The 13,073-nt window shown below is 50.0% G+C and carries 9 protein-coding genes; all 9 read left to right on the top strand.

The features are described from left to right. Positions 1 to 168: 168 nt before the first annotated feature. The 9 genes from ACKTT9_RS37770 (at position 169) to ACKTT9_RS37730 (ending at position 13,057) form a co-directional block, all read left to right on the top strand. The gene (locus ACKTT9_RS37770; protein ID WP_407869976.1) at positions 169 to 936 is read left to right on the top strand and encodes an SDR family NAD(P)-dependent oxidoreductase; all 768 of its coding nucleotides are present in this window, start codon (positions 169 to 171) and stop codon (positions 934 to 936) included. Continuing rightward, entirely contained in the window at positions 933 to 2,945 is a 2,013-nt protein-coding gene (locus ACKTT9_RS37765) for a heparinase II/III family protein (RefSeq protein ID WP_407869975.1), read from the top strand. Before ACKTT9_RS37770 ends, ACKTT9_RS37765 begins: the two co-directional genes overlap by 4 nt. A gap of 17 nt (positions 2,946 to 2,962) precedes the next feature. After that, positions 2,963 to 5,266 carry a DUF4962 domain-containing protein gene (locus ACKTT9_RS37760; RefSeq protein WP_407873190.1) on the top strand — a complete coding sequence of 768 codons (2,304 nt, stop codon included), beginning with the start codon at positions 2,963 to 2,965 and terminating at the stop codon, positions 5,264 to 5,266. A 744-nt stretch (positions 5,267 to 6,010) separates the two neighbouring features. Beyond that, on the top strand, positions 6,011 to 7,357 hold the full coding sequence (locus ACKTT9_RS37755; protein WP_407869974.1) for an extracellular solute-binding protein: 1,347 nt from the start codon (positions 6,011 to 6,013) through the stop codon (positions 7,355 to 7,357). Between the two features lie 100 nt (positions 7,358 to 7,457). Continuing rightward, positions 7,458 to 8,348, top strand: a complete 891-nt coding sequence (locus ACKTT9_RS37750; RefSeq protein ID WP_181646517.1) for a carbohydrate ABC transporter permease — start codon at positions 7,458 to 7,460, stop codon at positions 8,346 to 8,348. 56 nt (positions 8,349 to 8,404) lie between these two features. Continuing rightward, a complete protein-coding gene (locus tag ACKTT9_RS37745) occupies positions 8,405 to 9,247 on the top strand; it encodes a carbohydrate ABC transporter permease (RefSeq protein WP_127454106.1) in 843 nt (280 codons plus the stop codon). Positions 9,248 to 9,331: 84 nt separating this feature from the next. Continuing rightward, positions 9,332 to 11,155, top strand: coding sequence for a histidine kinase (locus ACKTT9_RS37740; protein ID WP_407869973.1), 1,824 nt, complete (start codon positions 9,332 to 9,334; stop codon positions 11,153 to 11,155). Between the two features lie 4 nt (positions 11,156 to 11,159). Then, positions 11,160 to 12,335: a response regulator gene (locus ACKTT9_RS37735; protein ID WP_407869972.1), complete on the top strand. Its 1,176-nt coding sequence runs from the start codon at positions 11,160 to 11,162 to the stop codon at positions 12,333 to 12,335. Positions 12,336 to 12,514: 179 nt separating this feature from the next. Beyond that, on the top strand, positions 12,515 to 13,057 hold the full coding sequence (locus ACKTT9_RS37730; RefSeq protein ID WP_407869971.1) for a C40 family peptidase: 543 nt from the start codon (positions 12,515 to 12,517) through the stop codon (positions 13,055 to 13,057). The last annotated feature ends 16 nt before the right edge of the window (positions 13,058 to 13,073 follow it).

Genomic DNA, 13,073 nt, shown 5'->3' with positions numbered 1-13,073 from the left:
AAGCAAATAGACTCGTTTAACGTTCCTAGAGTCCGTTACACTCATCGGGACGGCTAGTCGTCAAGGCGAACGATCAAAATTTTCGTTGGTAAACGGGGAATAGAAGTCGCTAGAGACTCTTATTTTCCCATTCATATATATCTTAAACAAAACATGGGAGGAATTCATATGAACATCAACTTAACGGGGAAAATTGCACTGGTAACAGGATCAAACGCGGGGATCGGACGCGCCATCGCATTGGCTTTGGCTAGCAACGGAGCAAAAGTTGGCGTGAACTGCCTGAATAACGTAGCACAAGGGCAAGAAGTTGTCGCAGCGATTCAAGCGGCGGGCGGCGAAGCTGTGTTAGTGCAAGCCGATGTGACGAATATCGAGCAGATCGATAGACTCGTAAGTGAAGTGGAGCAAGCGCTAGGTGGCACCATTGATATTTTAGTCAACAATGCAGGCCATTTGGTACAGCGTGTGCCGAATTCCGAAATGTTTGAAGAGATGTACGACCGCATTATGGACGTTAATTTGAAAAGCACCGTGTTCATGTGCAAAAGAGTGCTTGCCGGCATGAAAGCCAAAGGCTACGGCCGTATCGTCAACATGACATCTGTTGCTGCGCATAACGGCGGTGGACCGGGTTCGAGCGTGTATGCAGCAAGCAAAGCAGCCGTACTTACGTACTCCAAAGGCTTGGCGAAAGAAGTCGCAGCTAGCGGCATTACTGTGAATAACGTATCTCCTGGCTTTATTGGGAACACGATGTTCCACGCGACGTTTACAACGGACGCAGCTCGTACTGCGACCATTAACGGCATTCCGCTTGGACGTGAAGGAGCACCTGATGATGTAGCTGGCGCCGTGCTTTACCTTGCTTCTGATTTGGCTTCTTATGTAACAGGTGAAACGATTGAAATCAACGGCGGGATGATGATGCGATGAGTACCGCGCTTAGATCGGACCGTATAGCCCATATCTTAAAAGAGGAAATCGACAAGCTGCAGCAAGCCGGCAGCCTGTTGATTCCCAAAGAACCTGGTGGCTGGTGGCACCAGTATGTTTGTCCACATCATCACACCGAACTGGTGTTCGATGATGGGCAAGTCGATGCAGCCGAGTTCGCGTGTCCGCACGGCTGCAGCATTGAAGGCGAAGCCTACCGCGGCGCTTGGCTCGTGTTTAAACATCAGTCGCTGGCACGCGTTGCGTTGCAGGCAGCGGCTGTCTATGCAGCACTTGGCGAGGCTTCCTACGCCCAGCTTAGCAAAAGACTGCTCGTCGAATACGCCGAGCAGTTCCCGCTCTACCCCGTGCATCCGGAAGCGCAAAGCTGGATGCTGAAAGGGCGCGCGTTCCATCAAGCGCTCACGGAGGCGATCTGGTCCACAACCCTGATTCGCGCTTACTTGTTATTGCGCGATAAAGGCGTTGTGTTCGACGGGAAGGAGCAGGCGGCTATCGACGTCTTCTTGGGGTTGCTTGCCGGGAGTATGGAAGAATACCGGCACATTCTTATTCATGAGCGGAACAATGCGGAGAACAATTACACCGCTTGGCTGAACGCGTCATTGTCTTGCGTTTACGCGGCGCGCGGCGAACAAGCGGCGCTGGAGGCGCTGATTGAAGGCCAAGGCGGCTTCAAGCATCATCTCTCGATCGGCGTGAAACCCGATCAGTTCGAATTCGAAGGAAGCACGTATTACCACGTATTCGTGCTTCGGGCGTACTTGATCGCTGCCGAGATGGCGCAGCGTTTCGGTATTGACCTCTACGGCGTCACAGGCGCAGAGGGCCAATCCATGCGCGGCATGCTGGAGGCGCTCGCCGAGCTGGCCGACGACCAAGGCGCGCTGCCTGCCCTGCATGACGGGCCGCTCGCGCGTGCTCCCTATGCCCGCGAAATCGCTGAGATCGCGGAGCAGGGGCTCGCGATCTACGGCATTTCCGGCCTCGCGCCGGTCTTGCGCGAAGCGTACCGGCAGCTGGGCGCTGCCGGCGGCGAGCAGCTGGAGGCGCTGATCTATGGCACAGACGAGCGCCCGCAGGCTCCTACGGCTCCACGGGCTTCAAGGCTCTGGCCGGATGCCGGATTCGTCATCGGCCGTGTGGCGGGGAACCCGCTGTCATTCCTCGCCGATTTCGGCGAGCATGGCGGTTCCCACGGCCACTACGACAAGCTGCATTTGACGTTGATGCATCCTGCGCAAACGCTTACTCCCGATTTTGGCATGGTGCCTTACGGCTCGCATATGCGGAAATCGTGGTTTGCCGAAACGTCCAGCCACAATACGGTGGCTCTGGACGGCATGTCCCAAGCGCCGCATGAAGGGCGCTGCGTTCGCTATGAGGCGTCTAGTGACGGAAAGTCCGTCTACGCCTGGCTGCAATCCACCGAAGCCTACGAAGGCTGCACGATGAATCGCCACCTGCTACTTACTGACGAGTGGCTGCTGGATTGGTTCCAGGTGGAGCTTGCCGAAGGGGCGCGAAGCATGGAATGGTGGATGCACCCGGCCGTTCAGCCTCTAACAGGAACGCTTGAAGAACGGGACGAGGTGTACACACTTCGGATTCAAGAGAAAGATGCTTCCGAGTTAACGGAACAGAAGCACCCGATCATTGGCGGACTGGTGCCGGATGCAGGCCAAGTGCAGTTGTCTTATTCGCTAGGTGAGAACACCACCGTGTTCCACACGGCATTAACAGAGCAAGGCGATGAAGTGCTGGCGGTACATACGCCAGGGGATTCTATCGACCCGAGTCAACCGTTGACAGCGGTCCTGCACCGTCGTAATGACCGTAGAGCTGATTTCATCCACGTGTATCGGGCAGATAGCAGCGCCTCAATTACCCGTGTTTCCAAGCAGGAAATTGAGATTGCCGTACCCGGTCAACCGAAAGGCACATCACGTATTCAAATTACGGAAGATAAAGGTTTAATTTTCAGATAGAAGAAGGGAGCATCGTGATGACAACCCTGTCGCCATTATACGAACCGCAGAGCGGCGTATTAACCGTACAATACGAACCGAATGAGCAAACTAAACTGTTGGAGAACCCGCCACGCTTCACGTGGATTCCGGCCCAACTGGAGAATGACCGTTACGTGCTGCAAATTTCGCAGTCGGACGTATTTTCCGAGGCTGACACGCAAACGATCAAGCCGATTCCCTATAATTTATATACACCGGATGATGCCTTTGAGGCAGGAACTTACTACTGGCGCTACGCTTTGCTCGGGGAGAAAGACGAACAAACCGCTTGGAGTAAGGTGAGACGCTTTGAAGTCCCGGCGGACTTACCGGAAACTCCGCTGCCTAGTCGGGATCACCGTTATGCCGAAGCCTCTTTGCAGCACCCTCGGCTATGGCTCCAGTCCACTGAGGTTGAAGCTTTCCGAAGCGAGTTGGAAGCTGATCCGACTTACTGCGGGTTCGATGTCTTTTATGAAAAGTCTGTGAAACCGTGGATGGATCGCGAACTCATCGCTGAGCCGCAGCCTTATCCGGGCAACAAACGTGTTGCCAAGCTGTGGCGTCAAATGTACATGGACACGCAAGAAGTCTTGTATGCGATCCGCCATTTGGCGGTAGCCGGAACGATTTTGGCTGACGAAGAGATGCTGGACCGCGCCAAAACGTGGCTGCTGCACGTCTGCAATTGGGATGTCAACGGCACAACAAGCCGCGATTACAACGATGAGGCCTCTTTCCGCATGACTGGAGCGATTGCATGGGGCTACGACTGGCTGCATGGGCGGTTAACGGAGCTTGAGCGGAAGCTTGTGCGAGAGGTTTTGCTTGCACGTGCCCGGCAGATTGCTACACATGTGATAGACCACTCCAAAATTCATCACGTGCCATTTGATAGCCACGCCGTTCGTTCGCTTTCCAGCGTGCTGGTCCCGAGCTGCATAGCCTTGTTAGAGGAAGAGCCGGAAGCGCGCGAATGGCTGGATTATACCCTTGAATACTATGCATGCATCTATTCCCCTTGGGGCGGACCGGATGGAGGCTGGGCGGAAGGTCCGATGTATTGGACGACCGGGATGGCTTTTGTTACGGAAGCGATGAACTTGCTGAAAAAATATACAGGTATTAACTTTTATAAACGGCCATTTTTTACGAAAACGGGCGATTTCCCATTGTACGCTTTCAGTCCGGATACGCTTCGCGCAAGCTTTGGCGATCAATCCACGCTGGGGGATCCTGTTAGCCTGAAAACAGGTTTCAACATTCGCCAATTCGCCGGTGTGACCGGGAACGGCCTGTATCAGTGGTATTTTGAGCGGGTACGTGAGACGGATACCGATTCTGAAATGAAGTTTTACAACTACGGCTGGTGGGACTTCCGCTTTGACGAAATGGTTTTCCGTCACGACTATCCGCAAGTGGAAGCCATTGTGCCAACGGATGCGAATATCGAGCAGGTAAAATGGTTCCGCGACATCGGTTGGGTCGCTTTTCACTCGAATATGGCGGATCCTGAGCGCCACATTATGCTGCTTACGAAGAGCAGCAAATATGGCTCCGTCAGCCATAGCCATGGCGACCAAAACGGGTTCCTGCTGCACGCCTATGGTGAACCGCTTGCGATTGAGAGCGGCTACTACGTGGCGTTCAGCTCCACGATGCACATGAACTGGCGCAGGCAGACGCGTTCGACGAATAATATTTTGATCGATGGCCTTGGTCAATACGCGGAGAAGAACAAAGTGCTGAACATGGCGGCGAACGGGTTCGTTGAAGTGGCTGAGCAGCGCAAAGGCTACGGCTACTCCCGCAGCAATGCCACAGCAGCGTATAAGGAGTACGTTCCTTATCTGGAACGGTACGTACGCGAGCTGTACTTCTTTGGGACCTATGTTGTCGTCGTGGATCACATCGATCTGTCACAGACGGGCACCGTGGATTGGCTGTTCCAGACGCTATACGAAATGAAGCTGAACGGGCAGACCTTCAAAGTCCAAGGCCGCAAAGCCGATATGGACGGTCGCTTCGTCTATTGCTCTTCCGGCGAGCTGGAGCTTACGCAGCATGAGGGCTTCGCGGATGTGGACATGAGCGAGATCGAAGGCTTGCCGCTGCATTGGCATCTCAAGGCAACGACGAAGCCGGCGCGCAGCCATCGAATCGCTACGCTCCTGGTGCCGATTAAGCATGGCGAGCCGAAGTATGTGTCCTATTTCATGGACGATCAAGGGTTTGACACGCATATTTACTTCACGGAAGATGGCGTCACTCATCGTGTTGAGGTGCCTAAGGCTTATTAGTCTATTTATTAGAACGACTCTCCCTTGCCAATTTGGTGGGAGGGTCGTTTTTTATTTTCACGGCATGTGCTGAGTTGAGTTGTTAGAAAATAAAGGGAAAATCTACCGTTATTTGAGCGTTACTGAGGCGTGAATATGGATTAACTGGAAAAACTCCAACTAAACTGCTAGGTTTCTATGCTTTACAGGGCAATTATATGAATTTAGCCTGAGAAACTCCATTTATTTAAGATAAAACCTCGAAGCTAGCTGGATTAGCGGTAGTTTTTCCAGTTAGTTGTTCGTGCAAGCACCCCAAAAATTGCGATATCAAACCACATCTTACCGCCTCTGTACGTCACTACAATCAACAATAAGGGGTATCCTACTGAATACCGGGGCTATGGCAAGCCTTGCTCAACGTTCAAAGCTCTTCATGCCTTAACAGTACTTTCATGCTCCTGATTGCCCTGCACATCTTAACAGTACTTTCACGCTCTTTGACAGTCACATCTTTCAACGCTTTCAAGCTCTTTTCAACGCTTTTCAAGCTCTTTTCAAACGCTTCTCAAACACTTTCCAAGCTCAACTTAAAGCTCTTCAAACCCTATCGCCGGTCTTTCGCATGCCCATGAAAGGATACATTCAGGTACATAAACCTATAAAAAGTAAACATGAATCCTAAAGTTCACACATTGTAAGGGTTGCCAATTTCGAGCGATAATAGGGTCATCAAGTTCACCAAACAAACGAGGGGGATTCACATTGATTAAAAAATATAAGGGTCTTCAATTAACAGCAGCAGGCTTACTGGCTATCTCCTTAACAGCATGTGGCGCAGGCGGCAGCACAACGACACCGGCACCGGGCGCAAGCGCATCAGCAGCTCCTAGCGGCGGAAGCACGACGAAAGAAAACGTAACAATCACGTTCCAAAACATATATCCCGATCCAACGGATCCGAAAAACGGTATGTTGAAAAAGATCGTGAATGACTACCAAACGAAAAACCCGAACATCAAAATCGAACTTGATTCCCTGAACACGGACCAACAAAAGCTGAAGCTCAAAACACAAGCAGCTTCCAAAGAAGTTCCGGATATCACCATCGTGAATCCAGCCGCTCAAATGAAACCTTTCGTAGATGCAGGATTGTTCGCCCCGCTTAACGACATGGTTGATCAAAACGGCCTGAAAGGCACGTTCCAAGAGGGCATCTTGAACTGGTACACATTCAACAACAACATCTATGCATTGCCGGATGGTAACAACATCGGTCTCGTTTACTACAACAAAGACTTGTTCAAACAAGCTGGCGTAGAAGTACCGAAAACATTCGAAGACATGGTAGCAGCTGTAAAAACACTGAAAGGCAAAGGCATTCAGCCAATGGCGATCGGTGAAAAAGATTCCTGGACCGGTTCCTTCTTGTTCATGAACGTGCTGCTTCGCACAAATGGCGGCCCTGGCTTCCTGCAAGCTGTTGTTGATGGCAAGAAAACATTCGCAGACCCGGCATTCACGGATGCTGTAAGCAGCTTCCAAGACCTGATTCAAGCTGGCGCATTCCAAGAAGGCGCAACTTCTTTTGACTACAACGCAGGTGAAAACTTGTTCAAAACAGGTAAAGCCGCTATGTACTACATGGGTTCATGGGCAACAGGCGGTATCGAGACTTCTTCCGTTAACGGTAAAGTCGGTGTATTCAAATTCCCAACGGTTAAAGGCAAAGGTAACCCTGACGAGTTCATGCTTGCACCAGGAAGCGCGTTCGCAGTTTCTGCTAACAGCAAACACTTGAAAGAAACGAAAGATTTCTTGAACTACTTCATGTTGAACTTCCCGAAAGAAGCATTCGCGGTTAAAGGCGCGGTAGGTATCGCTCAAAAAGTTGATGGTGACTTCAAAGCAGCTGGATACTCCGATATGGCGATGGAAGTCCTGGATATGTTCAAACAAGTTAAAGGCGGCGACCTTGCGTTCGATAACACAATGAACCCAGGAACAGCACAAGGCCACTTGGCAAGCATCCAAAACCTTTTCGTTCAGAAGAAAGATCCTGCTGAAGTTGGCAAAGAGCACCAAACAGCTTACGATACGAACAAAAAGTAAATAAATAATCATTTAGCAGCCAAATCGGAATTTATCCTAAGCGCCGCAGGGTGTAGAGGGTGAATTCCGATTGGTATATCTCATGAAGGAGGCGAGCCAAGTGAATGTGTTAAGAGTCTCCAAGTGGACGATTGCCATGTTTGTACTGCCATGTTTGTTGATTTATGTCTGTCTCGTTTTTGTACCGATTCTAGTATCGTTATATAGTGGATTGCTGGATTGGAACGGGATCAGCGGTGCAAAATTCGTTGGTTTGGATAATTTCCGTAACTTATTGTTTCATGATCCTGTGTTTTGGCCGTCTGTGAAACGGACTTTAATGTTTGCTGTATTTTCAATGGTTGAGATTCCAATTGCCTTAGGTGTAGCCGTTCTCTTGAACCGATTCATCAAAAAGCCGAATTTTCTAGTTTCTGCTTACTTCTTACCGGTTATTTTGTCCGTTGTTATCGTCGGACAGCTCTGGAAAACCATTTATAACCCTGCCGCAATGGGCGGTATGCTCAATCAAGTATTGGACATGTTGAATCTGCATAGCTGGTCGAGATCCTGGTTAACGGATCCAAAGATTGCTATGTACTCTCTGTATTTCGTGGCCCTGTGGCAGTACCTGGGGTACCACACTTTGATCCAGTTCACCGGCATTCAGAACATTCCTGCTGATATTTATGAAGCAGCGCGAATTGACGGAGCGGAAGGCCTTAAAGCTGACTGGTATATCACTTTCCCTATGAATATTCCGATTTTCAAAATATCGATCGTTCTTGCCTTTATCGGCTCCTTACAAGCGTTTGACATGGTCATGGTTATGACCGGCGGCGGCCCTGCGCACGCGACAGACGTCATTTCTACACATATGTACAACATGTCCTTCCTATCCATGAAGTATGGATATGGTAGTGCGATCGCTGCATTCTTGGTTGTCTTATGTTTGATTGCAACTGTAATTATCAATGGTATCTTTAATAAACTAGAGAGAAGATTTACTTAAGGAAGGGGAGTGTCACCATGCAAGATGTCAGGAAAGCAGCGGTTGCTGCACCTGCAATGACTCGGAGACGCAAAAGCTTCTCTATCCTGAAAGTTTTGGTCATTGCACTCTTGTCGTTGCTCGTAGTTACACAAGTGTATCCACTGCTTTGGTTGTTTATTTATTCGTTAAAAACGAATGAGGAAATCTTGTCGGGGCGGTTTTTCGCCCTCCCGCAAGTGCTTCAATGGAAGAACTTTTCCTCGGCTGTAGAGGCGGGGCATTACTTCCAGTATTTGAAAAACAGTCTTTTCGTCACATCGGTTACAATGGTCTGCGTTATCTTGCTTAGTTCCTTGGTTTCCTTCGCGATTACAAGGTTCAAGTGGAAATATGGCCAAGTCGTCATGATCATCTTCCTGATCGGGATGATGGTTCCGATGCAAGCAACATTGCTGCCGCTGATGATTATTTTCAAAAACTTGAATGCTTTGAACACGCATCTATCCATCATTTTGCCTTATATCGCGTTTCAGACGCCGATTGCGGTCTTTATCCTCAGCGGTTTCATGAAATCCATTCCGGCTGAGATTGAAGAATCTGCTGTCGTAGACGGCGCGGGGGTTTTCCGAATCTTTGGAAGCATTATTCTTCCGATTTCGATTCCTCCAATGATGACAGTATGTATCTTGACGTTCATCAATATTTGGAACGAATACATTCTTGCGGCGACATTCATTTCGTCCGAGCGGCTCAAAACGCTGCCTTTCGGGGTGAACAGCTTCGTGAGTCAATATTCGGTTAATTACGGGGCTATCGGGGCGTTTCTCGTGTTAGGTGCGCTGCCGGTCATTATCATTTATTTCTTATTAGCCGATAAAATTACAAAAGGTATGGTAGCGGGAGCGGTGAAGGGTTAACTTCACCCCTCTCTTTTTGCCGTTTAGGAAACAGCCTGTGATATGATAACCTGTAACGACTAACGAAAGGGGACCGATTTCGAAGTGACACGGGGCCTTCATTCTATTCATAGCCGGCTGTTTTTGCTTTTTATTTCCTGCATGCTGATCCTCTTAACCTTGGTAAGCGTGCTCTATTACAAGAAAACAACGGACATTATTCATAGCAAAATCAGTGATTTGGCGGAGAAAAATATTTCCCAAACAGTGGGCCTGTTTGAATTGCTGCTGCAGGGTTATGACAGCATTACGAAATCGCTCAACAGCAATTATGAGATGCTCAGGTTAATCCATGATCGTGATACAAGCAAAGATGAAGCGGTTAACATTATTAATGAGCGCACCATTACGAATATCATGGGAGCAGCCTACTACTCCAGAGATGACATTTTCGGAATTCATATCATTACGAATGCGGGCAAAAACTATAACTATGAACGCGGCTTTGACAGTGTGATTAATGCGGACTATGCCAGTACGGCCTGGTATCATAAGCTGCAGGATTCCTCCGGTGAAATGGTTTGGCTGGGTCTATCCAAAGGCTCGATCATCAACCGGTTTCAGCAAGACTCCGTTTTCGTATTTGGACGCAAATTGTACGATTTAACCGATCATCGCTTGATTGGCGTTCTGGTGATTGAAACGAACCCGCAGCCGATTCTGGCGGCGCTTTCGAACGTGAGGATTTCCCCGAACAGCCAGGTTTATATCGTCGATAAGGAAGATCATATGATTGCCTCTACCGCGGGGGAGAAGGACATTCCGCCTTCTTTCGGAGGCCTGCCGCGCCCGCAAAACAATGAGATCGTCGTGGACGACCGAACAGACCAACTGATTGTTTCGGCCAAAGCGAAGATGTCTGATTGGACTGTCTTCGGTTTAACTCCCAAAGGCGATATTAACTCTGAGGTTGTGAAAACGAGAGAGTACCTGTACCTCGTGATTCTAGCGGTAGTGTTCCTGTCCTTGGTGCTTGCGAGTATTATTTCCCAGAACATTTCCTCGCCGCTTAAGCTGCTGATTCGGGAGATGAAGCAGGTGGAGATGGGGAATTTCAAAGGGTCAGTAACGGTCAAATCGTTCGAAGAAATCAACTCGCTCGTATCTTCCTTTAACCGAATGGTGAATCGGATGGATGAGCTGATTGAACGCATCACGCTCGCCACCGTGAGTGAGAAGAATGCGGAGCTGCAGGCGCTGCAATCTCAAGTTAATCCGCATTTTCTCTATAATACGCTCGATATGATTTATTGGATGTTAGACGAGCGGGAGAACGACCGTTTAGGTAAAGTGATTTTAGCTTTGTCCCATATGTTTCGTTACAGCAGCGACTGGCAGGAGGCCTCGAAAACAACCCTTCGCCAAGAGCTGGATCAAATGCGGCATTATATGACGATCATTGAGAGCCGCTTAGAAGGCAGGGTCAGCACTGTTTTGGACATTGCGCCGGAATGTCTGGATGTGGTCCTTCCGAAAATGACGCTTCAGCCAATCATTGAGAATGCGGTCAAATACGGGCTGGAACCACTTGATCGGCCTGGCGTGCTGCGGGTCTACACGGAGATCAGCGAGCATGAGCTGCGGATTGTGATTGAGGATAACGGTGTCGGCATCGAAGAGAGTGCCCTCCAGAACATGCAGGAGCAGCTCATCAAGGACGCAGCGGATATTGACGGGGCTATGGCATCCCTGCAATCTCCGCAGACACCCAATGCATCCGGCCAAACGAGACGAGGCATTGGCATTACCAACGTGCATCGCCGGATCGTTCTTATGTTCGGAGATATTTATGGACTTCGCATTCATAGCAAGCAAGGAGAAGGAACGACCGTCGTCATTGCGATGCCGCTTCCTCGGAAAGGAGAGTAAAACCATGGACATTCTCATCGTAGATGATGAAACGGTGATTCGGGAGGGCATCCAGCGTACGCTGCTCAACCGCTTTCCCGAGCATCAGGTTCATCTCGCGGCGAACGCTGAGCAAGCGATTGCTTTGCTGCGGAGCCATCGCATTCAAATCGTCCTCACCGACATTCTCATGCCGGGAATGACAGGGCTGGAGCTCATGAATATGTCCCGGAGCCGGCATCCGAATGTGAAATGGGTGGTGATATCCGCCTATTCCGAATTTTCGTATGCGCAGGAGGCTGTGCGGCTCGGAGCCAAGGATTATTTGCTGAAGCCGATCGGCAAAGAGGTGCTCAGCGAGATGATCCGGAAGCTTGGCGAGGAAATCGCTCACGAAATTGAGCTGAACGAGGAGTCTGAGCTCCTGAAGGCGAACCGCAAATATTTGCAGGAAGCTGTCTTTCAGCGCTTTGCGCAAGGGCTGGATACCGGGCGCATCGATATGAAGCCCTTCATGGAGCAGCACCCGCATTTCCATCTCATTATGGTGAAAATGGAGAGCGATAAGGCCGTTTTCCTCGAAAATTTCATTATCGAGAACGTCCTCCAAGAACTGATCGAACGCTACGGCAAAGGTTTCGTAACGGTCCACGACAGCAAAAGCCTGCTCGGCATCGTCACATTCCCGGACGCAGCGCTCTTGACCACACTCGTGGATGAGCTGCGCAGCCACCTCGTGAAGTATTTGAAGGTGCCCTTTCAGATTATGAGCTCCGAACAGATCAACCGCTTCGAGGCGGTGCCAGCCGAAGTACAGCGCATGCGTCAAGCTTCGACGACGCAGGTCTACGAGCATCATGCGAGCGGCAGCGACCGCTCGGTCGATGTGGCTTTGCAATATATTCGCACGCATTATCATGACGACCTGTCGCTGGAGAAGGTCGCAGCGATCGTTTACTTGAATCCGGTTTATTTCAGTCAATTATTCAAACAGAAGATCGGCCAGGGATTCAAGGAATATGTCACGCATCTTCGTCTGGAACAGGCGAAGCAGCTGCTTTTGAACCCTAAGCTGAAATTGGCGGACGTCGCTGATCGGATCGGTTATCAGGACATGCGTCATTTCTCCCAGGTGTTTCGCAAGAAATACGGTGTGACCCCCTCCGAGTACCGAAATGAGCAGACACCGAACTCGGTGTGAGTGTTGTCAAGAGGTAGGGACTCAGCCAACTTTAAGCAAATTCTAATAAAAGCGCTTAAAGCTAGGCGCCGCTTGGATATCCCAAAGGACTGGTAAATACCGGTCCTTTTATGTGTGTTATGGTGGACCCAGGGCCAAACAAGCCCATCACCATGATCCATGAAGGAGGATATCCCATCATGTTACTAGTGAAAAAGAGCCGCCTTAGCAAATCATTCGTGGGAATCGGCCTGGCGCTTTCCTTATTAACGTCCGGAACCATGTTATTCGGACCTCAGTCAGCTTTCGCTGCTGCGAGTGATTCTTCAGCCACTGCAGCCTATAGTGCCACAAGCACGAGTACAAGCAAAGCAAGCGGTGTTGTACGCACGGCACGATCCTATATCGGTAAAGTGCGTTACAAATTTGGCGTCAGAGACACGTCGCGTTTGATTCTGGATTGTTCCTCTTTTACACAGCTGGTCTTCAAGAAGAACGGGATCACGATCCCATGGAGTTCGGCAGATCAAGCGAAGTTGGGGACAGCCGTTAAGAAGAAAGCGAACCTGCGCGAAGGCGATCTCGTCTTCTTCAGTACGTCCAAGCCCGGCAGGATTAATCATGTGGGCATCTATGTCGGTAATGGCAAGTTCGTGAGCAACACGGCGAGCTCCGGCGTCGTCATGCTGGATATGAATGATAGCTACTGGAAAAATCGGTTTATCACAGGCCGTCGGTTGTAATTGACCGATGGCTCCC

Source organism: Paenibacillus sp. P36 (assembly GCF_045866505.1).
Taxonomy (GTDB): domain Bacteria; phylum Bacillota; class Bacilli; order Paenibacillales; family NBRC-103111; genus Paenibacillus_E; species Paenibacillus_E chondroitinus.
This window is presented reverse-complemented; position numbering and strand designations above follow the sequence as displayed.

Coding starts and splice junctions, on each gene's coding strand:
- ACKTT9_RS37770 (WP_407869976.1), top strand. CDS start 169: ATGAACATCAACTTAACGGGGAAAATTGCACTGGTAACAGGATCAAAC.
- ACKTT9_RS37765 (WP_407869975.1), top strand. CDS start 933: ATGAGTACCGCGCTTAGATCGGACCGTATAGCCCATATCTTAAAAGAG.
- ACKTT9_RS37760 (WP_407873190.1), top strand. CDS start 2,963: ATGACAACCCTGTCGCCATTATACGAACCGCAGAGCGGCGTATTAACC.
- ACKTT9_RS37745 (WP_127454106.1), top strand. CDS start 8,405: ATGACTCGGAGACGCAAAAGCTTCTCTATCCTGAAAGTTTTGGTCATT.
- ACKTT9_RS37735 (WP_407869972.1), top strand. CDS start 11,160: ATGGACATTCTCATCGTAGATGATGAAACGGTGATTCGGGAGGGCATC.
- ACKTT9_RS37730 (WP_407869971.1), top strand. CDS start 12,515: ATGTTACTAGTGAAAAAGAGCCGCCTTAGCAAATCATTCGTGGGAATC.